The organism is Pseudoduganella ginsengisoli (assembly GCF_009720865.1).
GTDB classification, from domain to species: Bacteria; Pseudomonadota; Gammaproteobacteria; order Burkholderiales; family Burkholderiaceae_D; genus Rugamonas; species Rugamonas ginsengisoli.
Window position 1 is genome coordinate 141,517 of the sequence record NZ_WNLA01000002.1, and the last position, 24,456, is coordinate 165,972.

A 24,456-nucleotide genomic window follows, 5' to 3' on the forward strand; every position below is an offset into this window, starting at 1 on the left:
TTAATTAGTGCGAATGTTTCGGAACCTTGGAGCCGCGCATGCCGACCAGGAAGTCGAAGTCGCAGCCTTCATCGGCTTGCAGCACGTGGTTGATGTACAGTTGCTGGTAGCCGGACTTGGCGCTGTCATCTGGCTGCTGAGCGCGGGCAGCCAGGCGCTGCGCCATTTCTTCGTCGGAGATTTCCAGGTTCAGTTTGCCGTTGGCGCAATCGAGTTCCACGATATCGCCGTCGCGCACGATGCCCAGCGGGCCGCCTGCCATGGCTTCCGGCGCCACGTGCAGCACCACCGTGCCATATGCCGTGCCGCTCATGCGCGCATCGGAAATACGCACCATGTCCTTGACGCCCTGCGCCAGCAGTTTCGGCGGCAGGCCCATGTTGCCTACTTCCGCCATGCCCGGATAGCCTTTCGGGCCGCAATTTTTCATGACCAGCACGGAATCCTTGGTGACGTCCAGGTCTGGATCGAGGATGCGTTCCTTGTAGTGCTCGAAGTTTTCAAACACGACAGCCTTGCCGCGGTGCTGCATCAATTCCGGCGTGGCGGCCGAAGGCTTCAGCACGGCGCCGCGCGGAGCCAGGTTGCCGCGCAAGATACAGATGCCGCCATCGGCCAGCAGCGGCTTGTCGATCGGACGGATCACTTCCTCATCGTAGATCGGCGCGTCCTTGCAGTTTTCCCACAGCGATTTGCCGTTCACGGTCAGCGCATTTTTGTGCTTGACCAGATCCGCTTCGCCGAGGCGGCGGATCACGGCCGGCAAGCCGCCCGCATAGTAAAACTCTTCCATCAGGAAGCGGCCCGACGGCAGCAAGTCCACCACGGTCGGCGTCCCTTTGCCAATGCGGGTCCAGTCTTCCAGGGCCAAAGGCACGCCGATGCGGCCGGCGATGGCTTTCAAGTGGATCACTGCGTTGGTCGAGCCGCCGATCGCGGCATTCACGCGGATCGCGTTTTCAAATGCTTCCTTGGTCAGGATCTTCGACAGGCGCAAGTCTTCCCACACCATGTCCACGATGCGCATGCCGGACATGTGGGCCAGCACATAGCGGCGCGCATCGACAGCGGGAATCGCGGCATTGTGCGGCAGCGCCGTACCCAGCGCTTCCGCCATGCACGCCATGGTGGACGCGGTGCCCATCGTGTTGCAGGTGCCGGCGGAACGCGAGTGGCCTGCTTCGGCTGCAAGGAAATCATGCATGGAGATTTCACCGGCTTTGACTTGCTCGTGCAGCTGCCAGACAGCGGTGCCGGAGCCAATGCTCTTGCCATTGAGTTTGCCGTTCAGCATAGGGCCGCCCGATACGACGATGGCAGGGATATCGCAGCTGGCAGCGCCCATCAGCAGGGCCGGTGTGGTCTTGTCGCAGCCGACCAGCAGCACGACGGCGTCCATCGGATTGCCGCGGATCGACTCTTCCACGTCCATCGACGCCAGGTTACGGGTCAGCATGGCGGTGGGACGCAAATTCGATTCGCCATTCGAAAACACGGGGAATTCAACGGGGAAGCCGCCCGCCTCCAGGATGCCGCGCTTGACGTGCTCGGCCAGCTTGCGGAAATGCGCATTGCACGGAGTCAGTTCGGACCACGTATTGCAAATGCCGATGATAGGCTTGCCCTGAAATTCATGGTCAGGGATGCCCTGGTTTTTCATCCAGCTGCGGTACATGAAACCGTTTTTGTCCTGCGTGCCGAACCACTCGGCAGAGCGCAGGGCTACTTTTTTCTTAGTCTCCGACATGCAAAATTCTCCTGTAATTGTCCCGCTCTGGCGGTTGCGATGTAGGCATACTAAAGGGGCTATCGATATGTTTCCAATGAATTAAAAATCGAAATCGATATTAAAAACAGTATCGCTACAGGAAAAAGACAAGGCGCCGCAAGGGCGCCATGGCATGGTTGATGGCGGCTGGTTAAACCAGCAGCAGTTTATTGACTGTGCGCGGCGTACCCGGCACGCCGGCATTGGCGCCGTCCAGGCACGACGGCCATTCAGTGCGCTCTTTCAGGGCCACGCAATAGTGCTATCAGTCCCACAGGATCTTATTGACGGTGCGGGGGATGTTCAGCGGCCCCGTATTCGTGCCACTGAGGCAGGACGGCCATTCAAGCTGTTCCTTGACAGTCACGCAGTAATGCAGCCGTCCGCCCGGGTTTTTCAATTCAATGGTGCCGCCGATGGCGATCCGGTGCATGGCGGGATGCGGGTCTTCCTGCATCCCCGTCGCCACCGTACAGGCGCCGCCCGTGGCTTCCACGCACGTGATACTGGCCATCTCATCCGGCTCCGCGGCAATCCTGAATTTCAGCGTGCTGACGGCGGCAGCCACAGGCAGGCTGAGCAAGACACCGGCAAGCAGGAACACGGCGGCACGGTGGCGTTTCATGGTTTCTCCCGGATGACTTTGATATCGCTATCCTCCCACGCCTTGGCGCCCACGACAAATACCAACTGTCGCGAACGCAACACACCAAGTAGGTTGCCGATTAACGCGGAGCGCCCAGCATCCGCACTATCTCAGCGGGCACGTCGGCGCTGCGGCGCTTGAACACGAATAATTCATGGGTAGGATACGTGGTACATGCCAGCGACGGCACGGCCGGATCATAGGTGCAGGTAAAGTGCGCCTGAACGCGCTCCAACTTTGCCGCCTGCACCGGGTCGTCCGTATACGGCTTGATAGTCAGCACATCGTCTTGCCACGTGCTGCGGACCGCGAAACCAATCACGGCGCGCACCGCAAGCTTGCCATCGTCTTTGCCATCCACGCGTACGGGAGCCGGACCGGAACCCGCCATCACACCTTGCCCGTCCGCCATCAAATACAGGTCGCCTTGCGGTCCGGTCCCGTCGTACAGCGACGCGCCCGTCCCCCAGGTTCCCGTCAAATGATCGGGCAGCTCAAACGCCGCCTGGGCCGCCACATGCAACACACTGCCGAGTAGCCCCCATCCCAACCTGCACCACATGGCGCGCATCCGTTACCCCGCTTTCGCTTTATGTCCCAGTTTCACCAGCGCCGCGATCAATAATTCCCGGTGATCCCCTTGCACTTCAATGACGCCGTCCTTGACGGTGCCGCCCGCGCCGCAGGCCGAGCGCAACTGCTTGCCCAATGCCGCCAGCGCCGCGTCGTCAAGCGCCACGCCTTTGACCAGCGTGACAGCCTTGCCGCCCCGGCCCTTGGTTTGCAGCGAAACCCGCACATTGCCATCGCCGCGCGGCACGGCTTTCGCATTGGCTTTGCACACGCAGGCGGCGGCAGGCTTGCCGCATTCAGGGCACATGCGGCCGGTTTCCGTGGAATAGACCAGGCCACCCTGGGAACGGTTTTTCATCATAGTTTCAATATTTGAAGACAAGCGGCAGCGTGGGACGGAAGTCATGCACCTTGCCTAGCATCCCGCCGTCGAATTCGATTTCCAGCAAGTCGGTATCGCCTTGCGCAAAGCGGACGGGCAACGCCAGCGATGGCAGGCTGCGGGGCTGGATCACTGTCACGGCCGTGACTTCCCGCAGCGGTACGCGGTGCGCCAGCGGCTGCGCGCGTTCCGGCGGCAATGCATCCGGCCTGCCGCCCGGCGTGAGGTGAAACCACATGGGTTCCGACAGCGGCGCCAGCGCGATGTCGCACGCGATACCGGGCGGGAAGTACGCCGGCTGGTAGCGCCAGCTGGCAAAGGGCAGCGGGCTGTCATCGCCAGGCGCCGGGCGGAAGCATATACCGAACGGCGACGCGCCCTCCCCTGACAGCCGCTCAAACAGCTTGGTGGGACGGGTGGCTTCGCTTTGCGCTTCGGCCGCATCGTCCAGCCACAGCAATTCCAGGAATGCGTTGGCAAAGAAAAAGCGCCGGTTGGCCGTGCCCTGGCCCGGATGGCGGTTGGCGGAGCCTTCCACCAGGCCAAAATCGGCCAGCGCGGCCGCTTCGGGTGCACCGGGCTGCACGCAAATGAAAAAGTGATCAATCAGCATGCCGCGATTATATGGCACGAAGTTGGCGCGAGTGCGGGCCTGTGGCACCAGAGGATTACCGCAGCCGCCGGATGGCGTCTCAAGAAACTCACCCATTGATTGTAAAGGTGATAACAGCATACAATCAGCATATTCTTTCCTGCAGGAGATACTGCTACATGTCCATGCCAGTCCGGGATACGCTCACGATCCACTTCCATGCCGACCAGACCGTGACGATTGAAGGCGTCACGCTTGCCGCCGTTGATGCGACACCGTTATTGGAAAGCATGGCAAAACGGACGCCGCCGCCATTACTGAAATTCGTCCCGGACGAAGGGGCGGGTTACGAAACAGTCGGCAGGCTCATCTACCAGGCAGTCCGGGTGGGATTTCCCGACGAGAGTTTTGGCTTGATCGGCAAAAAACCCACTCCGGTACTACGCAAGGCCAATGACGCCGACTTGCCGTTTTTGATGGAGCTACGCCATCAATGCATGGATACACCCATGCTTGCAGCAGGTAAAACGCCTTCCGATGAATTGCATAGGCAGCGCATTCTCTACCAGTTCGAGTGGGCGGAAATTGTTGAACTGGCAGGCGAACCAGTCGGGTTGCTGAAGGTGGTGCGCAGCCCGCCAGTGTGGGATCTGATTCAAATTCAAGTGGCGCCGCGCGAACAAGGCAAAGGACTGGGTAGCCTGTTGCTGCACGCATTGATGGCGCAAGCCATGGCATACGGCGCTTCCATCAAACTCAGCGTCTTCAAAGTCAATCCGGCGCTGCACCTGTATGAACGGCTGGGGTTTGTCGTCATCGGCGAAACCGACGACGCTTACGACATGCTGTTCACCGCGCCCGCATAAAAAACGGCCGGGATAGTCGCCCGTCCCGGCCCCAAAGACATCACACAGAAGAACGTACTACTACAACTCAAACACAATGGTCACACTGCCGAGAACCGGTAGAGCGACTCCGTTGTGTAAGTTTCCCCCGGCCGCAGAACAGTCGAGGGGAAATCAGCCCGGTTCGGAGAATCGGGGAAATGCTGCGGCTCCAGGCACAGGCCACTGCGGTATGCATACGTACGCCCCTTGCCTTGCAGCGAACCGTCGAGGAAGTTCCCGCTGTAGAACTGCAAGCCCGGCTCGCGCGTGTACAGTTCCAGCACGCGGCCGGACTTTGGATCGCGCAACGTGGCGGCCAGCGCCAGCAAGCCGGCCACCGGCTTATTCAACACGAGGTTATGGTCATAGCCCAAGCCGCGGCGCAACTGCTCGTCATCGGCGTGAATGCGCGAGCCGATGGCTTGCGGCTTGCGGAAGTCAAATGGCGTACCCGCCACCGTTGCGGGCTGCCCGGCAGGAATCAAACCCGTATCAACCGGCGTATAGCGGTCGGCGCAAATTTGCAGCTGGTGGTCAAGGATGTCGCCTTCGCCGGACAAATTGAAATACGCGTGCTGCGTCAAGTTCACCACCGTCGGCTTGTCCGTGACCGCGCGGTACAGCACCCTGAGTTCATTGGCGTTGTTCAGCTGGTATTCGACTTCCACCTGCAGCTTGCCCGGATACCCCATTTCGCCATCCAGGCTGGTGTATTGCAAGGTCACGCCCACTTCATCGGCGCGCATAAAGGGCTTGGCTTTCCACACCTGCTTGTGGAAGCCTTGCGAGCCGCCGTGCAAATGGTTGACGCCATTGTTGATGTCCAGCTGGTATTGCTGGCCATCGATGGAAAACTTGCCGTGCGCAATGCGGTTGCCATAGCGGCCGATCAGCGCGCCGAAATACGGCACGTCGCCTTCATACGGCGTCACGCTGTCAAAGCCGTGCGTGACATCGGCCAATTTGCCGTCGCGGTCCGGCACGTGCAGTTCCGTGATGATGCCGCCGTAATTGGTGACTTTCACGGTCATGCCATTGCCATTCACCATCGTGAACAGATGGACGGGGATGCCCGTCAGCGTCGTGCCGAACGGGGCTTCAGAAATATGGAGCGGCTTCATTACGCCACCGATGGCCGGCCAAACACCGGCATACCCTGCGCATCCCAGCGCAGCGGTTTCACATACGTATGGCGGTCCGGATTCCACAACGGGTCGCCGATGATTTCCGTATACGTGCGGGCGTGGTACACCAGCAGCACTTCGTCATCGTCGCCATAAGTAAAGCTGTTGTGGCCCGGGCCATAGACCCCGTGTTCAAAGCAAGTCTGCAATACCGGCGTCGCTGATTTGTTCCACGACGCCGGGTCCAGCAAGTCCGCGTTTTCATCGGCCCACAGCAAACCCATCGCGTAATTCTCGTCGGTAGCGCTAGCAGAGTAGCTGATGAAAATCTTGCCGTTGCGCTTCAGGACGGACGGGCCTTCGTTGACCCAGAAGCCGCGGATTTCCCAGTCGAACTCCGGCTTCGACAGCATGACCGGCTTGCCTCCGATTTCCCACGGCGTTTTCATCGGCGCGATGTACAGGTTCGAATTGCCTTCGATTGCCACATCCTTTTGCGCCCACAGGTAATACAGCTGGCCATGGTGCGTAAACGTGGTGGCGTCCAGGCAAAACGTGTCGATGCCGGTATCGACCTGGCCCATGAATTCCCACTCGCCTTCCAGCGGATTGGGATGCACATTGCGGATCGCATACATGCGGTGCTGGAACAGCTTGTGTTTGATTTCGCGGCTCGGCGCGGCGGCGAAGTACACATACCACGCACCCTGGTTGTAATGCAGTTCCGGCGCCCACACCAGTTCACTGTAAGGACCCACGTCCGGCTTGCGCCACACGCTGACCTTGTCCGCGCCGGCCAGGCCGGCGATGGTTTTCGAACGGCGCAATTCAATGCGGTCATACTGCGGCACGGATGCCGTGAAGTAGTAGTAGCCGTCCGCGTGCTTGATGATATAGGGATCGGCGCGCTGCTCGATCAAGGGCTTCAAAATCTCAGCCACAAGGTTCTCCATTTCCAAAAATTCAACCTGCCACATGATTGCCAACTAAGCCATGGCTTTGCATTTGCGTCTTCACTTCCGTGTAATAGTCATCGCTGATGCGGTAACGGAACATCAATGCGCCCATCAGGAAGTGGAAGAAGCCGGGTAACACAGACAGCATCAGCGCGATACCGTTGAGCGCGGCCGCAGTCTGCTCCTGGTTCGGCTGGTAATCAAAATACGCAAACAGCACGCCCACCAGCCAGCCCGCAATGCCCATGCCTGCTTTTTGGCACACGGAAATGCCGCCAAACGCAAAGCCGGAGACGCGCTTACCGGTTTTCAACTGGCCATAATCAATGGTCTCAGCAATAGCGGACCAGAACACGGGCGCGTGCAAATCCACGACGAACGACAACGTAAAGTACAGCACGGAAGCCAGTACCATGTCGCCCGGCTTGACGAACACATAAATCGCCACCGACAGCGCCGCCACCACGATTTGCGAGTAGCGGAACAATTTGACCTTGCAATAGAACTTGGTGATCCACGTCGACGCGATCATCGACAGGATGGCAGCCGCCACGCCCAGCGACATGAAGGCAGAAACAGCGGCGGTATTGCCGCCCAGGTAATACTTGGCGTAATACATGGCGACCGAACCGCGCAGCACGTAGCCGATGGTGCCCGTCACGCACACGCCGCACAGGATCAGCCACTGGTCATTGCGCAGCAACACTTGCAATTGCTGCCACAGCGACTGTTTTTGCACCACGTGCGGCACGCGCTCGGTGGTGGTGGCAAAGCAGAACAGGAACAGCGCAATGCCGATGACGGCCATCACGGCCATCGCCATCTGGTAGCCGGCGGACTTGTCGCTGCCGCCCCACTGGTTGGCCAGGATCGGCACCACGATGGTGACGAGGAAGCCGGCAATCTTGGCAAAGAACAGGCGGTAGCCATTGGCCGACAAGCGTTCTTGCGGATCGGACGTCAGGCTGCTGGGCAGTGAAATATACGGAATGCCGACGCCGGCCGTCATCAAGGTCATCAGGATGTACGTCGAATACGCCCACAGCAGCTTGGCGTCGTAACCCCACGATGGCGTCGTAAAAACAAAGAAGACGCTGATGCCGTAAGGGACGGCCAGCAGCAGGAAATACGGGCGGTAACGGCCCCAGCGCGTCGTCACGCGGTCCGTGATCTGGCCCATGACCAGGTCGGCCATCGCGCCGACGAATTTCACCACCAGGAACAGCGTGGCCATGTCCAATGGCTTCAGGCCGAAAATATCGGTGTAATAAAACGTGATGATCAACATCATCGACGAAATCACCACGTTCAGCGCCATGTCGCCTGCACCGAAGCCGATCTTTTCCAGCGTGCTTAATTTTTGCGTATGCATTGTGCGGTTCCCAATACGTGAAACGGCCGGCGCCACCCCGATGCGGCGCCGGCTGTGCTGCCAGCCATGCCGCCGCCTCTGACACCGGCGGCATGGCCTTACTACAGGTTACAACTTACATCTTCCAGCGCAGCGACACCCCGACCGTACGGTCATAGCGGCGCACGTCGCGCGGCGCGGCGGCAGTGCCATGGTAATCGTGGTATGCGAAGTTCAGCAGGTTATTCGCATCCACGCTGACCGTCACGTCCTTGGTCAGCTTGTACGATACCGACGCATCGAGGAACTTGATCGGGTCAACGATCAAATCGCAGCAGCCGCGGTAGTTGTACTCGGCCACGAACTTGTCGCGCCAGCTGTACGCCAGGCGGGCCGACAGCTTGTCGTATTCATACAGGCCGACAACGTTGTACGCCTTCTTCGACATGCCGGGGAAGTCCGGCGTGGTGCTGGCGCCGTCTTCGTTTTGCACGCCGCCATGCATGAACGTCACGTTGGCTTGCACACCCAAGCCGCTCATCCAGCCCGGCAGCATCGTGAAGAATTGCTGGTACGAGAACTCGGAGCCTTTCAGGTTCGCCTTGCCCACGTTGTATGGACGGTTGACCAGGTAAGTCTTGCCATTGATGGTCTCGTTACGCTGGCGCCACATTTCATAGTCGGTGAAGCGGTGCTCAAACAAGGTCGCAGTCAGCGAGCTGGCGGGCGCAAAGTACCATTCCAGCGACAAGTCCACGTTCTTGCTCTGCGTCGGGCGCAAGTTCGGGTTGCCCGCGCTGCCCGTCGCCAAAGTCGTGGCCGTCGAATCGTGCAGGATCAGGCCCGGATTGTAGTCGCCGAAGTTGGCGCGCTGGATGGCTTTACCGGCCACCAGGCGCGATTGCAGGTTGGGCATCCATTTGGCGCGCAGGGAAGCGCTTGGCAAGACATCGCTGGTGGTGCTGTCGCTGTGCGCCGGGATGATGGTGGAAGCGCCCGTGGCCGACGTGACCTGGCTGTAGCCATCGACTTCCTGCTTGGTTTGTACCCAGCGCACACCCACCGCGCCATCGACCGGTACCGGGCCCACGTCCACGCCAAACTTCGCCTTCAAGTACAGGGCCGTCGTGGTTTCCACGTCCGAATAGTACGACAGCGGGTCATCCGCCGTTCGGCCTTTCAGGCCCAGCGCCGTGCGCAGCGCCGCCGTGTTGTCCAACAGGTAGTCGCGGCATGGCGCGTAAAACTGGTTCATGCCGTAATTGCCGCCCGTCGCTTCAGTCACGCAATTCAAACCGCTGGGCAGCGAGGTGACCGGAATGGCAGCCACCTTGTTGAAGTTGTCCTTTTCATGCACGTACGTGGCAAACCGCTTGGCCAGGCGCACGCCACTGGACAGTTCCTTCAGGATGCCATCGCTTTCCGGTTCCCAGATCACGTCGCCGCGCCAGTCGGTCGAACGGCCGGACGATGCATTGTGGTTATCCCAGAACACGTCGGTCACCCATTTGTTCGGGCTGGTCATGTCGGTGCCCGGGTATTCCAGGTAGCCGCCGCCATCGCGGATGGCGCCTTTGATATTCAGCGGGCCTGGCAGCACAGTATCGAGGATCGGGTTTTCCTGCGTGTAGCGGCTCAGGGTGCGGGCCAGTTCCGTTGTAAAGCGCACGGTCGGCGTAATGTTGTAGCGGCCGCCGATCGCACCCTGGTGGCCGATCGATTCATCGCGGCGGGCCTGGGTCGAACTTAAGGTAAACAGGCCGTCCGCGCCATTCTTGCTGATCGAATCCAGGTAATTGCTGCCCTGCTGCGTGGTGACGGTGGAACCAGCCTGGAACCATGGCAGCACGCCGACGAAGAACACGCTGGACGAATCGTGGTTGATCTTGGTGCTGAAGCCTTCCGCATACAGTTCCAGGTCCGAATTCGGACGCCATTGTGCGGAGAAATTGCCGGCCCAGCGTTTGCGGTCGCCCTGCGTCATCACCCGGCCCATGGAATCGGCGCCTTGCATATTGTTATACAGCGGCCACTTGATCGGCGGCGCGACCCACGCGGTTTCGTCGTGATAACGGCCGCGCTGGTACGAAATGCCGCCCAGGATGCCGAAGTCGCCATATTCCGCGCTTTTCCAGCGGTTCGACCACATGCCGGACAGGTTCGGGTCCGTATGGCCGGCCAGGCCGCGGTGCTCGGCACGGGCGGTCAGCGCCACCTGCTCGCCTTTGAAATCAAATGGACGGTTGGTGCGCACGTCGATGACACCGGCCACGCCGCCTTCATTCATGTCGGCAGCCTGCGATTTATAGACGTCCACGCGCTGCAGCATGGCGACCGGTACGTCGGCCAGGAACAGGCTGCGGCCGGCGGCCGTGAACATTTCACGGCCGTTCAAGGTGGTCACGATGCCGCCCAGGCCACGGATGATGACCTGGCCGGCTTCACCGTTGTCGCGGATGATTTGCGTGCCCGGTACGCGGCCCAGGATTTCCGCCACATTTTTGTCAGGGAATTTACCAATGTCGTCGGCAACAATGGAATCCATCACTTGCTCGGAATTTTGCTTGATGGTTTGCGCGCTCTGGGCGGCCTTGCGCACGCCCGTTACCACCACCGTGCCGGCGTCCTGCGCCCACACCGACGCACTGCTCATGACGCCAGCCGCCAGCAGCGATGCGACCGCCACTTTCAACATGAAAGGCTGATGCGCAGCCGCAATTTGGCCTTGTATCCGTTCCATTTAGTCTCCAATACCTTTTTAGTTATCAATCCCGGGCCTTGCCTGACCCGTCTGCGTGGAAACCATATTAATTGTCGGGAACGAATTCAATCCAATCAATTTTTCACGCTTTTTGATATCGTTTTTGATATCACGGAGGGGCTTCATATATGGACACGGTTGTACGACAACCGCGAACCTTACCGTATGGGTATCGGTGGAGCAAGGGAAAATGGCGGCAATGCGGATGGCAGGCGAGCGAGCGCTGCAGCCATGCAACTGTGACCCAATCACAACAATGGCAACAAATTATGCAAATTCTGTTGCGCCAGACCAATACCTGTCGATGTCTTTCAAGTCCCACGCGGCCGCATCCTCGCGCGCGACAATGCTGTCGGTGACGGCAGCCGACGCCAGGTCAACCAATTCCGGCCGCACGTAGCTGCGCGCCCGCGCCGAGTAAAACACGCGCACTTTCGGCTTGATCAGCGACTGGCCGCTTGCCTGCTCCACCACCACGCCCAGCCGTTCGGATTTCAGCCGCACCAGCGTGCCGACCGGATAAATGCCGATGCATTTGATGAACGCAGCAAACATGTGCTCATCGAAATGTCCTTTGCTCCACTCCGCCATGCGGCGCAGCGATTCCGCCGGACACCAGCCCTGTTTATATGGCCGGTTCGACGTGATAGCGTCATACACGTCGCAAATTGCCCCCATGCGCGCAAATACACTGATCTGCCCGCCTTTCAACCCTTCCGGATAGCCGGTGCCATCGATTTTTTCGTGGTGGTGCAGGCACACGTCGAGCGCGGCGTCCGGCATGCCGGGCGTCTCCAGCAGCATTTGGTGGCCTTGGGACGGGTGTTGCTTTACAGCATTAAACTCTTCATCCGTCAGCTTGCCGGGCTTGTTGAGGATAGGCGGCGGCACAGCCATTTTGCCTATATCGTGCAGCAAGCCCGCCAGCCCTGCCTGGCGGATTTGTTCATCATCCAATTTCAGCTGCTTGCCCAGTGCGATCATCAGCGCGCACACGGCCACAGAATGCATATAGGTGTAATCGTCGGCGGTTTTCAGGCGAGCCAAGCCTATCATGGCGCCCGCATTGCGCATGACGGATTCGGAAATTTCTTCCACCAGCGGCATAGCGTCTTCCACCGCCACCGCCTTGCCCATGCGTGCTTCCGTGAACATCGAATGCACGGCGTCGCGCGATTTTTTTATCAGCACACTCGCTTGCTTGAGTTCACGGTCCAAGCTGACGGGCGCAATCGAGCTCAACGGTGCACGCGGAATGCGTGGAGCGCGCTGCGCAACTGCAGGCGCGGGCGCGGCGGCAGAGGCGGTGCTGTCCGGCACGGCGCCTACGGCCTCTTCCTCCGCGCCGTCATCCTCATCCTCGTCCTCGTCCTGTCCGGCCGCCACACCCTGGTGCGCGATAATGCGGGACTTGCTGACATCGATCCACACTTCCTTGACCGAACTGGCCTGTACGCGCTGCAAATCTTCCAGCCGCTCCAGCAAGATGTGCTTTTGCCAAAAGGGGGAAGCCAGCCAGGAACCAACGACCTTCTCGATATACATGCCAAGCTTTAAGTCTGTGACAGGAATCTTTTTCAGCATAGCCGCCCTCATTCCGCGTGGAAATTTAATGCAGTTCCATGCTATGCCATAACAGCGGGAAAGCAATAACAATATACACTTCACGCTTTGTCATTTCACAACAAGTCATGCATTTCCGCCGCATCAACCTCGCGATCCTTGCTTGTACTCAAATTATGTCGTGGGGGGCGCTGTATTACGCCATCGCCATCCTTGCGCCTGCCATGGCCCGCGACCTGGGTTGGCGCAGTGAAACCGTGATTGGCGCCTTTTCGTGGAGCTTGCTGGTGTCCGGCGCCGCCGCAACGCCGGTCGGCATGCTGATCGACAAGCACGGCGGGCGGTGGGTCATGGGTGCAGGGTCGCTGCTGTGCGGCGCCGGGTTTGCCGCGCTCAGCCAGGTGCACACGGTTGCCGCTTATTACGCCGCGTGGACCGTGCTGGGCCTGGCCATGGCGATGACCATGTACGAAGCGGCGTTTGCCACTATTAATCGCGAATTCGGTATGCAAAGCCGGCAAGCGATTTCAACTTTGACATTATTCGGTGGTTTTGCCAGTACCGTATCGTGGCCGCTGACACAGCATTTGCTGGGCGCGTCCGGCTGGCGCGACACGTGGCTCATTTATGGCGTCGCGCACTGGCTCGTGTGCCTGCCGCTGCATTTGCTGCTGCAAAAGGGCGAACGCTTGCCGGCCGCGGCGCCCGCTACCGGCGCTGCCGCGGCGCAGGACGGCCCGCGCGATCACACGCTGGCCGAAGCCGTGCGCCATCCCGCGTTCTGGAAACTGGGTTTTGCGTTTTCAGCCAACAGCTTTATTTTTGCCGCGCTGTCCGTGCACTTGATTCCACTGCTGCAAACATATGGCCATGCGGCCGGCGTAGCGGTCGCACTGGCCGCGCTGGTGGGTCCCATGCAAGTGGCGGGCCGGATCGGGGAAATGACCGTGGGCCGCCGTGCAAAACCGCAAACCGTTGGCAAGATCACGTTTGGCGCCCTGCCTGCCGCACTGGTGGCGCTGCTGCTGTTTGGCCGCCATGGCTGGGCGGCCGCGGCATTTTGCCTGTTGTATGGCATGAGCAACGGCATCCTCACCATTGTCCGGGGTACGATCCCGCAAACGCTGTTTGGGCGCCGCCACTATGGCGCCATTTCCGGCGCGCTGGCGGGACCATCGCTGCTGTCGCGCGCAGCGGGACCGCTGGCCGTGGTGGCGCTGGCGCAAGCAAGTTCGCCGGCGAATTTACTGCTGGTGCTGCTGGCTGCCGCGCTGGCATCGCTGGCGTGCTACCTGCTGGCGATCCGTGCGTGAGGTCGCACGTAAAAAATTTCCTGGCATATACTGATGCGAGGAAATTCCAACCAGCCTTTTCCATGACTCCGCGCCTGAAACATTTGTTTGCCGCCCTGTACCTCCTGCCTGCCCTGCTGCTGGCCAGCGTCCGCGCGGAAGAAATTGCACTGACGGCTATCAACACGTACCGCTACGCGCCGTTCGTCTATCCTGACGGCAGCGGCTTGTGCGACGTGCTGGTCAAGCACTTGAACCAGCAATTAAAGGGCCGCTACCGGTTCGAGCTGCAGCATTTGCCCCGCATGCGCCTGCTGCGCGCGCACCTCGATGCGCCGCCGCATTTCGACGCCGTCGGCTTGCTGCTGGCGCCCAGCTTCATCGATGACGATGGCCGCTCGCGCTACCTGTGGAGCACGCCGGTTTTTGACGATTACAACGTGCTGGTGTTTGCCGGCGCCAAACCGCCGCCCATCCACCTGCTGTCGGACTTAAAAGGCAAGCGCTATGGCACGGTGCGCGGCTACCGCTATATGGGGCTGGAAACCATGGTGGCGGATGGCGTGATCCAGCTCGACCTGGCCAATGACGAATATTCGAACATGCGCAAACTGCTGGCGGGGCGGATCGATTTCACGCAAGTGAACCGCTTCATGTTCCAGAACATGTCATCGCAGGCGGAATTTGCCGGCAAGCTGTCGTATGTGCGCACACCGGGGCCGAACCGTTTTTCGCGCCACATTTTTGTCGCCCGCGACCGGCCGGAATTACTGGCCGCCATCAACGAAGCGCTGGCCACCCTGCCTTGCAACCGTGACTGGCAAGCCATGGCGCACAAGACGGACATCGCCGTGCCGCCGTGCACGGCGCAGCACTGATCAACCTGCCCGCAGTCACCGGTCCATTATCTTCGGCAATCACTTGCCACCTGTGGCTGGCCAAGGCGCTCAATCAATCGACGGCGCGCTACCGGTACTAGCGCGTGAACCGGATGGCAATGACTTTCACTTGCGACAACGGGAACATCGGCCCATTGGTGCGGCGCCGTATGCGCCACGCCGTGACCACTACGCCAATGGCAATGCCGACGCGTATCGCCCAATCCACCAGGCTGGTCGTCTTTACAGGCGCCGTTTCATCGACCGCATAAGCGGCCAGCCGCTTGCCGGTGAACCTGGAACCGACTACGAGACCGCTGTCATTGATCTTATTGGTCAAATACAGGCCCGCTTCACGGGGATGCACGGACAGTTTGCCATCCTTGTATACGAACGTCAGCGGCTGGAAGCCTTCCGACGTCACGGTCCCTGCCACGTGGCCGGCCGCATTGATGCTGGTGGCAAAACTGTTGACGCCTTTCGGCAGCAGCGCGCCGATGTCGATGGTGCGCGTGCCATCCCAGATGAACGCATGCCAGCGTTTTTCCGGCGTTTCCGCGGCGCCGGCCACCAGTCCCGCATCGTTGATGGCCGTGGCCATGCTGATGCGGCCTCCCAGGCCCGGCACTTCCTGCATGGCTTTGCCTGCCGGGGCGACAAATGCGCGGCGGAAGCCTTCGGGGTTTTGCGCCGTCCCCACCACGGCGCCGGCTGTATTGATGCCGGCTGCGAAGCTGGTCTTGCCGCCCAGGGTGCCCAGGTCTTTCATGACGCCGTCTTCCGTGACGAACGCGTGGAAGTCGCCGTTCGGCAAATCCGAATGGCCCACCACCTGGCCCGACGCATTGATGGCAACGGCGGACGCGCCACCGCCGCCCAGCGTGCCCAAATCCGTCATGCCTTTCCTGGTTTCATAGACGAACGCGCGCCAGCGGCCTTCCCTGTTTTGCGCGGCGCCCGTGATCATGCCGGCCGCGTTGATGGCGCGCGCTTCGCTGTCGGAGCCGCCCAGGGTTCCCAGCTCCGTCACCTTGCCGTACTCAAACAGCACGGCGCGGCGGCGCCCATCTTCGCTTTCTATCATGCCGACCACCTGGCCGGAACGGTTGGCGTCATACGCCTGGCTGCTTTCACCAGGCAATTCGCCAAAGCCGGGCCGGCCGGTAGCGGCGCCGGCCGATAACGTGAACAGGGCGGCAGCCAGGGCAATGTAGCGCATGAAAATCTCCTTGTTGTGCGGTGCTATCAATATAACCCGCGCTCCATGAAGATTTTCTAAAGGTCTTGCACCTTGCGCCGCGCCATTTACTGGAACGCCACCTCGGCAAAGCTGCGTAGCTTGCGGCTGTGCAGGCGGTCCACGCCGAGCCCCCTGAGCAGCTCCACCGTCCGTATGCCGATCTGCAAATGCTGGTCGACCCGGTCGCGGTAAAACTGGTTAGCCATGCCCGGCAACTTCAATTCACCATGCATGGGCTTGTCGCTGACGCACAGCAGGGTTCCGTACGGCACGCGGAAGCGGAAGCCATTGGCGGCAATGGTCGCGCTTTCCATGTCCAGCGCCACGGCGCGGCTCTGGCTGAAGCGGCGCTCCGGCGTGCGCTGCGGCAGCAATTCCCAGTTGCGGTTATCCGTGCTGGCCACGGTCCCCGTACGCATCACGCGCTTCAATTCCAGGCCAGACAATTGCGTCACGTCGGCCACGGCCTTTTCAATGGCCACCTGCACTTCCGCCAGCGGCGGGATCGGCACCCACAAGGGCAAGTCTTCATCGAGCACATGGTCTTCCCGCACGTAGCCGTGGGCCAGCACGTAGTCGCCCAGCTGCTGCGAATTGCGCAAGCCGGCGCAATGGCCCAGCATCAGCCACGCGTGGGGACGCAGCACGGCGATATGGTCGGTGATGGTTTTCGCATTGGCCGGGCCCACGCCGATATTGACCATCGTGATGCCGGTGCCATCGCTGCGCACCAGGTGGTAAGCGGGCATTTGCGGCAAGCGTGGCGGCGCCACGCCGAGCAGGTCATCCGGATGCGCTGGCGTGCCCGCACGGCGCGTGACGATATTGCCCGGCTCAATAAACGCGATGTAGTCGTCTGCGCCCGACGCCGGCGTCTGCATCAGCGCCTGTCCCGTGCGGATGAATTCATCGACATAGAACTGGTAATTGGTGAACAGCACAAACTTCTGGAAGTGCGACGGCGACGTGCCCGTGTAATGGCGCAAGCGCTGCAGCGAATAGTCGACGCGGGGCGCCGTGAACAGCGACAGCGGCTGCGCTTCGCCAAACGGCACTTCATGCGTGCCATTGGCAATGCCGTCATCCATGGCCGCCAGGTTCGGCAAATCGAACACGTCGCGCATCAGCAAGCGCCGCTCGGGCCCCATGCTGCCTTCGATGTGGTCGTGTTCAGCAAATGAAAAGTGGATCGGTATCGGCTGCGAACTCATGCCCACTTCCAGCTGCTGGCCATGGTTCTTCAACAGCAGGCGGAATTGTTCGTGGTAGTAGCGTGAAAATAAATCAGGGCGCGTCAGCGTGGTTTCAAAGGCGCCGGGACCCGCGACGAAGCCAAACGACAGGCGCGACGGCGCACGCGCCACGGTTTCCGTATTGATGCGCACATAGGGATAGCAAGCCCGCACGTGTTCCGGCGGATTTTCACCTGCAACAAAGCGCTGCAGCGACTCGCGCAAATACCCGATGGAATCTTCATACAAATGCTGGACGTGGGCCAGCGCGGCGGCGGGATCATCGAAATGCCGTGGGGTGATGAATGGACGGGGCTGCACGATATTCACTCCTCTACAAACGACAACAGTGTCGGCTTCATTGTAGCGGCGATATCTCTGCGGCGCAGCAATGCCCCGTTGCGTGCGCGGTTTTATTCGGGCGCCGATGGTCCCAGCGCCTGCCTTCTGCGTTTGCCTATGTAGCTGCGCACATCGTCGAACGTGACTTTGCCGCGGTGGGCCGTATCGATATCCGCGAAATGGTTGGCGACCCAGCCCAGGCCCGCCTTGCGCGCCTCTTCCTCTGTCAGCGCGCCGCTGGCATCGAGGTCCGCTTCATTGAACCGCTGGCGCAGCTTGGCCACGGCTTGCTGCTGCAGTGCTGCGCCCGACGGCGCCGGCGTGGCTGGCGCGTGGCGCAAATGCTGCGGGACGCACGGGTCGGCGCACTTCGGCGCCGGGGCCTGCGCGGCTGCGGAAGCCGCGGAAAACGCCAGCATGATCGTAAAAATCAGTTTGTTCATTATTTCCCCGCCAGGCTGCTGTAGAACTGCACCAGGTCCGCTTTCTGCGCGCGGCGCGCGGCATCGTCCAGGTAAATCATATGGCCGCTCGCGTAATTGCGGATCGAAATATTCGGATTGGCGCCCAGCCGCGCCAGATCAAGTTCAGTCTGGTAAAACGGCGTCGCCAGGTCATGGTAGCCGCTTTGCGCCAGCACTTTCATGGCCGGGTTCAGGTTGATGGCGGCTGCCAGGTCCGGAATCGTATCCGGCACTTCCTTGCCATCATGCTTGAAATTCCACGTATCGATGATGTCGATGAATGTGCCGTAGGTACTGGCCGCACTGTATTTCAGCGTGCCGCTCATGTACGTGCGGATCGCCGTGGTAACCGCATTGTTCACTACTGTCAGCGACGGATCGCCATCGGCCGTCAATGCGGAACCATTCGGGCCCGACACGCGCGCATCGTAGCGCCCCAGCAGCTGGCCCGGCAGCAGTTCCTTGGCAAACAAATCCGGCCCGTAATTCAAATTGGCTTGCCAGCGCGACGCCGGCACGCCCGTGTACTTGAACAATTGCTGGGAGACGGTCGCCGGCGGCAGCGTATTGGACGACAGCCAGCGGCCAACCGCATCGCGGTACGTGGTCGAGCTGTAGCCCCGCACTTCCTGCAGGAAGCTGGGCACGTCGGCAGGCGCCGGACTGGCCAGCTTGTAGTAATTGCCGGTCGCCGCATACGTCGGGATATAACCTTCGCAGCTGCGGATGTTGATGACGCTGCAATTGCTGTTGTAATCCATGATGGCCGAATGCAGCACGACGCCGCTGACGCGGGTGCCGGCTGTTTCCAGCAGGTTGGCCAGGATGCCGGTGCGCGGCGCGCCATACGATTCGCCAAACAGCACTGTCGGCGATTGCTGGCGGTTATTCGCCGCCACATAGCGCTGCACGAAATCGCGGAAGCCCGCCGCATCGGCATCGACGCCCCAGAAGTCGCGGTTGCGGGCCGGAGAAATCGCCTGCGAATAGCCGGTGCCCACGGCATCGACAAACACCAGGTCGGACACGTCCAGCAAGCTTTCCGCATTGTCCACCAGCGCTGTATTGGCGCTAAGGATGGTGTTCGATGGAATTTGCGTGGGAATGCGCTTGGGCGCGAAGGAACCCAGGTGCAGCCACATCGACGCGGAACCGGGGCCGCCGTTATAGAAGAACGTGACGGGGCGCGAACCGGGCGCCTTGCCGTCGGCCGTATAGGCCACATAAAAGAATGACGCCGCCCTGCCCGTGCGCGCATCCGTTGCCGTCAGGTGGCCCGTGGTGGCCGTGTATGCAATGGTCTGGCCATTCAGCACCATCGAACTTTTCACGATGGCCGCGCTTTCCGTGGCGCTGGCCAGCGATGCCGCAGGATTGCCGGAATAGACCACCGGGTCGTTCAGCGCACCGTCGCCGGACACCGGTGGCGTCACAACAGGAGGCGTCGCCGCCGCCGTGCCGCCGCCGCCTCCCCCGCCGCCGCATGCAGTCAGCAAGAAAGCCGTTGCCAACGACACCGCAGCTGCCGGAATGGTGGTTGTTTTGTTGTTGAGTCTGCCCACGCGCGTTCTCCGGAAAGTTTACATGCTATCCGGACAGATTATGCACGATGGCTGCGCGAAATTGTATAGTCAGGCTATGCCGGGTCTCACAAACCGCAAGCCTGGTTGCCGGGGCCGATGAAACGGAACGAACGGGAATAAGATACGGCGGCATTTTCGCGGCGCTTTTGCTCCAACGTCACCATGTCGCCGATATCGAGGCCGCTCAGCACGAACAAGTTCATGTCCTTGCCCTTGAACTTGTCGGGCAACACTTGCTCGGACCAGCCGCCATCGCGAAACGCATAGCGGGTGAACAGGCGGCAGCCCGGCGACGTGGCAACCACCGTATAGACCACCGGCACGCCATTTTCCACATCCAGCACCAGCGGGTTTTCATGCCGGCCCTGGCCACGGTCATGGGCGGTGCGCCATTCATAGGTTTTGCCGGGCTGCGACGGCAGCGCAAAGCGGATCGCCGTACCCTCATCCGTGCTGCGGCGGTCAACCACGATGACCTGGCCCGACTGCAGGCGTACCTGTTCCTGCCACCGTTCGGCGCGCGAGCAGCCGCTCAGCGATGCGCCGGCGGCGGCAAACGCCAGCGCCGCCAGCAGCGCGCCGCCTTTCACCGTCCAACTCATCCATTTCTGTGCCATGACCACCCCTGACGCCGCCCCATGGGGCAAAACCGCTATTGTGCCTTGTTTTCGGCTAAAAAATGTCACGGAAAATCACGAAAAGTTCATCAAATTGTCATTACATCCTCATTGCATGCGCAAGCGCCGCCGCGCCGCCCGCGCATGGGGCACCCACGCCTGCATGGCCCAGCGCCGCCACATCAGCAAGCCGCGGATCCATTCGTCCGCCGCATACGCCAGCCACAGCCCCGTCAATCCCAGGCCGAAATGCATGCCCAGCAGCCAGCTGCCGCCCGCCAAGACCACCGCCATCGACGCGGCGCCCGCCATCACGGGGTAGCGCACGTCGCCTGCCGCGCGCAGTGCATTGATGACCACCAGGTTGAACGTGCGCCCCACTTCCAGCGCCACGGTCAGCCACAGCAGCAGCGAGCCTTGCCGGATGATGTCCACATCTTGCGTGAAGCGGCCCAGCAGCCACGGGCCTGCCAGCGCCATGCCGGCCGACACGGCGCCGCTGGTGACCAGCCCGCGCGCCAGCGATGCCCGCACCAGGCCATGCGCGTCGCGCAGCTGGCCTGCGCCGATCAAGTGGCCGACAAGGATTTCCACGGCCAGCGCCACCGCCATGCTGCACATAATGACAACCCCGCCAATTTGCTGCACATACGCCATCGTGGCCAGCGCCCGCTCGCCCATGCTGCCCGCCACGGCCATGCTGGCCATGAAGGACAGCCGCCACGCGATATTTTCCGCAGCGGCGGGAATACCGATGTGCAGCACGTCCGCCAGCGGGCCGCGCTGCAAGCGCCACCAGTCGTCCCACCGGGGGCGGATGCCCAGTCTGCGCTGCCATAAGGCCATATGCAGCGCCAGGCCCAGTGCGCGGCTCAGCAGCAGCGCCAGCGCATAGCCGGGCAAGCCCAGTTCCGGCAACGGTCCCCAGCCATACATCAGCGGGAACGCCAGCAGCAGGTGCGTGCCATGCATGGCGGCCAGCACCAGCAGCGAATCGCGCATGCGCAAGTGGGCGCGCATGACGCCGGCCATCGCCGCATTCCACGCGTCGAACAGCAGCGCGGGCGCCAGCACTTGCAGCATGGGCACGGCCAGCGGCAGCACGGCGTCCGGCGCATTCAGCGCCCGCAGCAATGGCCCGGCCCCGGCAAACGCCAGCCCGGCCGCCGCCACGCCCAGCCACGTGCTGGCGCCCACCATGGCCAGCGCCACCTTGTCGGCCACGTCGCGCCGCCCGCCGCCCAGGTTTTGCGTGATCACCACGCCGATGCCGGAACCGATGATGCGGAACAGCAGGAACAGTGTTTGCGATATCTGGATCGTCACGGCAAATGCGGCGCCGGCCGTATCGGACACGCGCGCCGCCATGGCGGTGCCGGCCACGCCGATCGCCACTGCCAGCGACAATTCGATCAACAGGGGCCAGGCCAGGGTAAAAACGCGGGGACGGGAAGCAATAGTGGAAGTCATAGGCGCAATGATAGCGCTACAACCGCCATTTAAACCGGTTTGGATGAATTATTTTTAAAGGGCGGCCAACCTTGCGGCTGGCCGCCCCTTTACCTTTTAGTGCAACTTTACCGATGGCGTGATGCGCTTGCGCAGCCAGTCCACCAGCATGACGGCAGCCGCCCTGACCACGCCATGCAGCGCCATCAAGTGCTTCTGGTACATCATGCCGTACAGCAGATTCGCCGTCGCGCCGCTGACGGGCAGCTGGCGCGCCACGGAACCGCCAAACAGCACGCCGACGGCAGCGACAGGACCCAGCGATACCAGCGAACCATAATCGCGGTAGCGGAATTCCGGCAATGGCGCGCCTTCGCGCCGGGCCAGCGCACCTGCCAGGAACACGGCTTGCTGGTGCGCCACTTGTGCCCGTGGCGGCGCGGCGCCTTTGACCGGGCATACGAAGCTGGCGCAGTCGCCGATGGCAAATACGTTGGGGTCGTCGACCGATTGCAGCGATGCATTGACCATGATCTGGCGCATGCGGCCCAGCGACAGGCCGAACGTCTTGCTGATGGCCGGGCCTTCGACACCGGCCGCCCACAACGTCATCGTTGCGGGACGCGGCACGCCGTCCACGTGTATGGTGTCCGCTTCCACGCTGGTGACAGCCGCCCCGGTGCACACTTCGATGCCGCGCGACGCCAGGTATTTCTCGGCGCGGGCCGACATTTCTGGCGGCAGGTGCGGCAAGATGCGGCTGCCCCGCTCCAGGATGCTGATGCGCACGTCGCGCGCCGGATCCAGCGTGTGCACTTTGTACCTGGCCAGCGCGCGGGCACTGTGCGCCAGTTCCGCCGCCAGTTCCACGCCGGTGGCGCCGCCGCCGACGATCATCACGTTGACTTTTTCGCCGCCGCCCTGGCTGGCCCGTACGCAGGCCCCCAGGAAGCGGCGGTAGAAACCTTTCGCATCGCCCACGTGGTCCAAGGTGCAGACGTGGCCGGCGGCGCCAGGCACGCCATAGAAATTCGTCACGGCGCCCAGCGCCAGCACCAGCGTGCTGTATTCCAGCGTGCGCGCTGGCGGCGCGATGCCGTCATCACGCATGCACGGGGCCAGCTCCAGGGTGCGGCTTGCGCGGTCCACCGAGCGCATTTCCGCATGGATGAACTGGAAGCCATGTTCGGCGGCCTGCGCCGAGTATTCGATCTGGAACACTTGCGGATCGCGCTTGCCCGACGCCACCGTGTGCAGCAGTGGTTTCCAGAAGTGGGTTGGGGAACGATCGACCAGGATGATCTTCGCGCGGCCCTTGCGGCCCATGGTGTCCCCGAGCCGGGTTGCCAATTCGAGGCCGCCTGCGCCTCCGCCTACGATTACGATGGTTTGCATGATGTTTCCTCCGCTTGTTTACTGCCCTGATTACTTCTGCCGGGTGCATGTTTCTGCTTACTTTGGCAGTGCTTCTGGGTGTTAATATAGTGGCCGCAAAAGGAAAAGAGAAATTACTTATTTTCAGCGATTGATAAGGTTTTATTTATGTATCACGCAAGTTTCCGCCAGCTCGAAGCGCTGGTTTTAGTGGCCCGCCATGAAAGTGTTTCACGCGCGGCAGAAGAAATGCACGTCACGCAGCCGGCGATTTCCGCGCAGTTGCGGGCGCTCGATGAGCTGGCCGGGACCGCGCTGACGCGCAAGGTGGGGCGCAATATCCAGCTGACTGCCGCGGGTGAAGTCATGCGCAATTTTGCCGAACGCATTTTGCAGCTGTGGGATCAGGCAGGCGATGAACTGGGTGAATTGCAGGGTGTCAGCACTGGTACGCTGCGCATCGGCGCTGTGTTTACTGCAGAGCACTTGCTGCCATCGATGCTGGTGAAATTCACGCTGGAGCGTCCCAACGTGCGCATGAATTTACGGGCGGGCAACCGCAGTGAAATTATCGGTCTGCTGTCGCGCAAGGAAGTGGACCTGGCCATCATGGGCACGCCGCCGCGCGAACTGCGCATCAACGCGTCCCGCTTTGCGCACCACCCGATGGCGTTTGTGGCAAATCCCAGGCATCCGCTGATGAAAAAAAAGCGCGTGACATTGGAAGACATCGTGAAATCGAACCTGCTGGTGCGGGAACGGGGATCGGGTACGCGCACTGCCGTGGAACGGCTGTTCAAGGAACACGGGCATACGCTGCACATCAGTTCTGAAGTGTCCAGTAACGAGGCAATCAAGAGCATGGTGGCGGCGGGACTCGGTGTGGGCTTCGTGTCCGTGCACGCGTGCGCGCTGGAATTCAAGGCGGGCCTGATCGACATCTTGCCGATGAAGGAAAGCCCGCTGGAAGGCGACTGGCACGTGATGCACCTGGCCGACCAGCCACTGCCTCGCATTGCCGCCGCCTTCCGCGACTTCATGGTCAATTCCGGCCAGGCGTTGATTGAAGCGGAACTGGAGACGTACTACCAAAAATACCAGAGCCAGCACAAGCGCAGCCAGAAACCGTAACCCCCCATGGGGTCAGACGTGCATTCGTGCATATCCAGGCTGGGGTCAGACGTGCGTTCGTGCATTCATTGCTGGTGAATTCTCGTCATATGCCCGTACCATCAGGCCATATCCGGCGTCGCTGCTGGCGGCATTTACCCATGAGTTCGCCTGCCGTAATTTTTCAGACGGCTCCTGCAGCCGTTCACAGAGTGAAAAGTCTGCACGAATGCACGTCTGACCCTGGCTGGAATATGCATCAATGCACGTCT

At 61.2% G+C, this 24,456-nt stretch carries 22 protein-coding genes; 5 read left to right on the forward strand and 17 right to left on the reverse strand.

All coding sequences use genetic code 11. From position 1 onward, the window contains the following. Window positions 1-4: 4 nt before the first annotated feature. From GM668_RS05355 to GM668_RS05375, 5 genes are all read right to left on the reverse strand, one after another. Window positions 5-1,747: an IlvD/Edd family dehydratase gene (locus GM668_RS05355; protein WP_155437912.1), complete on the reverse strand. Its 1,743-nt coding sequence runs from the start codon at window positions 1,745-1,747 to the stop codon at window positions 5-7. Between the two features lie 286 nt (window positions 1,748-2,033). Continuing rightward, the gene (locus GM668_RS05360; protein WP_155437913.1) at window positions 2,034-2,393 is read right to left on the reverse strand and encodes a hypothetical protein; all 360 of its coding nucleotides are present in this window, start codon (window positions 2,391-2,393) and stop codon (window positions 2,034-2,036) included. Window positions 2,394-2,493: 100 nt separating this feature from the next. Further along, complete coding sequence (locus tag GM668_RS05365) at window positions 2,494-2,976, reverse strand: hypothetical protein (protein ID WP_155437914.1); 483 nt, start codon at window positions 2,974-2,976, stop codon at window positions 2,494-2,496. 12 nt (window positions 2,977-2,988) lie between these two features. After that, window positions 2,989-3,345, reverse strand: coding sequence for a translation initiation factor Sui1 (locus tag GM668_RS05370; protein WP_155437915.1), 357 nt, complete (start codon window positions 3,343-3,345; stop codon window positions 2,989-2,991). Window positions 3,346-3,352: 7 nt separating this feature from the next. Continuing rightward, window positions 3,353-3,982: a VOC family protein gene (locus tag GM668_RS05375; protein ID WP_155437916.1), complete on the reverse strand. Its 630-nt coding sequence runs from the start codon at window positions 3,980-3,982 to the stop codon at window positions 3,353-3,355. A gap of 158 nt (window positions 3,983-4,140) precedes the next feature. Here GM668_RS05375 and GM668_RS05380 point away from each other — a divergent pair, with 158 nt between their 5' ends. Beyond that, complete coding sequence (locus tag GM668_RS05380; RefSeq protein ID WP_170305500.1) at window positions 4,141-4,827, forward strand: GNAT family N-acetyltransferase; 687 nt, start codon at window positions 4,141-4,143, stop codon at window positions 4,825-4,827. Window positions 4,828-4,907: 80 nt separating this feature from the next. Here the strand turns inward: GM668_RS05380 and GM668_RS05385 are convergent, their stop codons facing one another. The 4 genes from GM668_RS05385 to GM668_RS05400 all read right to left on the reverse strand — a co-directional run bounded on the left by GM668_RS05385 (window position 4,908) and on the right by GM668_RS05400 (window position 10,974). After that, window positions 4,908-5,969 (reverse strand): aldose epimerase family protein, encoded by a 1,062-nt coding sequence (locus tag GM668_RS05385; protein WP_155437918.1) that lies wholly within the window; start codon window positions 5,967-5,969, stop codon window positions 4,908-4,910. Then, the gene (locus GM668_RS05390; RefSeq protein ID WP_229498955.1) at window positions 5,969-6,949 is read right to left on the reverse strand and encodes a glycoside hydrolase family 43 protein; all 981 of its coding nucleotides are present in this window, start codon (window positions 6,947-6,949) and stop codon (window positions 5,969-5,971) included. The genes GM668_RS05385 and GM668_RS05390 overlap by 1 nt, the downstream gene beginning before the upstream one ends. Continuing rightward, entirely contained in the window at window positions 6,936-8,300 is a 1,365-nt protein-coding gene (locus tag GM668_RS05395; protein WP_155437920.1) for an MFS transporter, read from the reverse strand. The genes GM668_RS05390 and GM668_RS05395 overlap by 14 nt, the downstream gene beginning before the upstream one ends. A gap of 115 nt (window positions 8,301-8,415) precedes the next feature. Beyond that, window positions 8,416-10,974, reverse strand: coding sequence for a TonB-dependent receptor (locus GM668_RS05400; RefSeq protein ID WP_229498957.1), 2,559 nt, complete (start codon window positions 10,972-10,974; stop codon window positions 8,416-8,418). 9 nt (window positions 10,975-10,983) lie between these two features. Here GM668_RS05400 and GM668_RS05405 point away from each other — a divergent pair, with 9 nt between their 5' ends. Continuing rightward, complete coding sequence (locus GM668_RS05405; protein WP_155437922.1) at window positions 10,984-11,283, forward strand: hypothetical protein; 300 nt, start codon at window positions 10,984-10,986, stop codon at window positions 11,281-11,283. 24 nt (window positions 11,284-11,307) lie between these two features. Here GM668_RS05405 and GM668_RS05410 read toward each other — a convergent pair whose 3' ends face one another. Beyond that, entirely contained in the window at window positions 11,308-12,624 is a 1,317-nt protein-coding gene (locus tag GM668_RS05410; protein ID WP_155437923.1) for a cyclic di-GMP phosphodiesterase, read from the reverse strand. 107 nt (window positions 12,625-12,731) lie between these two features. On the opposite strand from GM668_RS05410, the gene GM668_RS05415 reads away from it, so the two are divergent. Continuing rightward, complete coding sequence (locus tag GM668_RS05415; protein WP_155437924.1) at window positions 12,732-13,916, forward strand: MFS transporter; 1,185 nt, start codon at window positions 12,732-12,734, stop codon at window positions 13,914-13,916. 62 nt (window positions 13,917-13,978) lie between these two features. Continuing rightward, window positions 13,979-14,773 (forward strand): substrate-binding periplasmic protein, encoded by a 795-nt coding sequence (locus GM668_RS05420; RefSeq protein WP_155437925.1) that lies wholly within the window; start codon window positions 13,979-13,981, stop codon window positions 14,771-14,773. 97 nt (window positions 14,774-14,870) lie between these two features. Here the strand turns inward: GM668_RS05420 and GM668_RS05425 are convergent, their stop codons facing one another. The 7 genes from GM668_RS05425 to GM668_RS05455 all read right to left on the reverse strand — a co-directional run bounded on the left by GM668_RS05425 (window position 14,871) and on the right by GM668_RS05455 (window position 23,095). Beyond that, a complete protein-coding gene (locus tag GM668_RS05425; RefSeq protein ID WP_155437926.1) occupies window positions 14,871-15,992 on the reverse strand; it encodes an HAF repeat-containing protein in 1,122 nt (373 codons plus the stop codon). Between the two features lie 86 nt (window positions 15,993-16,078). Next, window positions 16,079-17,569: an AMP nucleosidase gene (locus GM668_RS05430; protein WP_170305516.1), complete on the reverse strand. Its 1,491-nt coding sequence runs from the start codon at window positions 17,567-17,569 to the stop codon at window positions 16,079-16,081. A gap of 89 nt (window positions 17,570-17,658) precedes the next feature. After that, entirely contained in the window at window positions 17,659-18,030 is a 372-nt protein-coding gene (locus GM668_RS05435; RefSeq protein WP_155437927.1) for an EF-hand domain-containing protein, read from the reverse strand. After that, window positions 18,030-19,583, reverse strand: coding sequence for a S10 family peptidase (locus GM668_RS05440; RefSeq protein WP_170305517.1), 1,554 nt, complete (start codon window positions 19,581-19,583; stop codon window positions 18,030-18,032). Before GM668_RS05440 ends, GM668_RS05435 begins: the two co-directional genes overlap by 1 nt. A gap of 116 nt (window positions 19,584-19,699) precedes the next feature. Continuing rightward, window positions 19,700-20,251 carry a hypothetical protein gene (locus GM668_RS05445; protein WP_155437928.1) on the reverse strand — a complete coding sequence of 184 codons (552 nt, stop codon included), beginning with the start codon at window positions 20,249-20,251 and terminating at the stop codon, window positions 19,700-19,702. A 108-nt stretch (window positions 20,252-20,359) separates the two neighbouring features. Further along, entirely contained in the window at window positions 20,360-21,721 is a 1,362-nt protein-coding gene (locus GM668_RS05450) for an MATE family efflux transporter (RefSeq protein ID WP_155437929.1), read from the reverse strand. Window positions 21,722-21,817: 96 nt separating this feature from the next. Next, window positions 21,818-23,095, reverse strand: a complete 1,278-nt coding sequence (locus GM668_RS05455) for an NAD(P)/FAD-dependent oxidoreductase (protein ID WP_155437930.1) — start codon at window positions 23,093-23,095, stop codon at window positions 21,818-21,820. Between the two features lie 147 nt (window positions 23,096-23,242). On the opposite strand from GM668_RS05455, the gene GM668_RS05460 reads away from it, so the two are divergent. After that, window positions 23,243-24,205, forward strand: a complete 963-nt coding sequence (locus GM668_RS05460; RefSeq protein WP_155437931.1) for a LysR family transcriptional regulator — start codon at window positions 23,243-23,245, stop codon at window positions 24,203-24,205. Window positions 24,206-24,456 lie beyond the last annotated feature (251 nt).

Excerpts from the sequence above, each read along its gene's own strand:
- GM668_RS05355 (WP_155437912.1), bottom strand. The coding sequence starts at position 1,747 with ATGTCGGAGACTAAGAAAAAAGTAGCCCTGCGCTCTGCCGAGTGGTTC.
- GM668_RS05360 (WP_155437913.1), bottom strand. The coding sequence starts at position 2,393 with ATGAAACGCCACCGTGCCGCCGTGTTCCTGCTTGCCGGTGTCTTGCTC.
- GM668_RS05365 (WP_155437914.1), bottom strand. The coding sequence starts at position 2,976 with ATGTGGTGCAGGTTGGGATGGGGGCTACTCGGCAGTGTGTTGCATGTG.
- GM668_RS05370 (WP_155437915.1), bottom strand. The coding sequence starts at position 3,345 with ATGAAAAACCGTTCCCAGGGTGGCCTGGTCTATTCCACGGAAACCGGC.
- GM668_RS05375 (WP_155437916.1), bottom strand. The coding sequence starts at position 3,982 with ATGCTGATTGATCACTTTTTCATTTGCGTGCAGCCCGGTGCACCCGAA.
- GM668_RS05380 (WP_170305500.1), top strand. The coding sequence starts at position 4,141 with ATGTCCATGCCAGTCCGGGATACGCTCACGATCCACTTCCATGCCGAC.
- GM668_RS05385 (WP_155437918.1), bottom strand. The coding sequence starts at position 5,969 with ATGAAGCCGCTCCATATTTCTGAAGCCCCGTTCGGCACGACGCTGACG.
- GM668_RS05390 (WP_229498955.1), bottom strand. The coding sequence starts at position 6,949 with ATGTGGCAGGTTGAATTTTTGGAAATGGAGAACCTTGTGGCTGAGATT.
- GM668_RS05395 (WP_155437920.1), bottom strand. The coding sequence starts at position 8,300 with ATGCATACGCAAAAATTAAGCACGCTGGAAAAGATCGGCTTCGGTGCA.
- GM668_RS05400 (WP_229498957.1), bottom strand. The coding sequence starts at position 10,974 with ATGTTGAAAGTGGCGGTCGCATCGCTGCTGGCGGCTGGCGTCATGAGC.
- GM668_RS05405 (WP_155437922.1), top strand. The coding sequence starts at position 10,984 with ATGCGCAGCCGCAATTTGGCCTTGTATCCGTTCCATTTAGTCTCCAAT.
- GM668_RS05410 (WP_155437923.1), bottom strand. The coding sequence starts at position 12,624 with ATGCTGAAAAAGATTCCTGTCACAGACTTAAAGCTTGGCATGTATATC.
- GM668_RS05415 (WP_155437924.1), top strand. The coding sequence starts at position 12,732 with ATGCATTTCCGCCGCATCAACCTCGCGATCCTTGCTTGTACTCAAATT.
- GM668_RS05420 (WP_155437925.1), top strand. The coding sequence starts at position 13,979 with ATGACTCCGCGCCTGAAACATTTGTTTGCCGCCCTGTACCTCCTGCCT.
- GM668_RS05425 (WP_155437926.1), bottom strand. The coding sequence starts at position 15,992 with ATGCGCTACATTGCCCTGGCTGCCGCCCTGTTCACGTTATCGGCCGGC.
- GM668_RS05435 (WP_155437927.1), bottom strand. The coding sequence starts at position 18,030 with ATGAACAAACTGATTTTTACGATCATGCTGGCGTTTTCCGCGGCTTCC.
- GM668_RS05445 (WP_155437928.1), bottom strand. The coding sequence starts at position 20,251 with ATGGCACAGAAATGGATGAGTTGGACGGTGAAAGGCGGCGCGCTGCTG.
- GM668_RS05450 (WP_155437929.1), bottom strand. The coding sequence starts at position 21,721 with ATGACTTCCACTATTGCTTCCCGTCCCCGCGTTTTTACCCTGGCCTGG.
- GM668_RS05455 (WP_155437930.1), bottom strand. The coding sequence starts at position 23,095 with ATGCAAACCATCGTAATCGTAGGCGGAGGCGCAGGCGGCCTCGAATTG.
- GM668_RS05460 (WP_155437931.1), top strand. The coding sequence starts at position 23,243 with ATGTATCACGCAAGTTTCCGCCAGCTCGAAGCGCTGGTTTTAGTGGCC.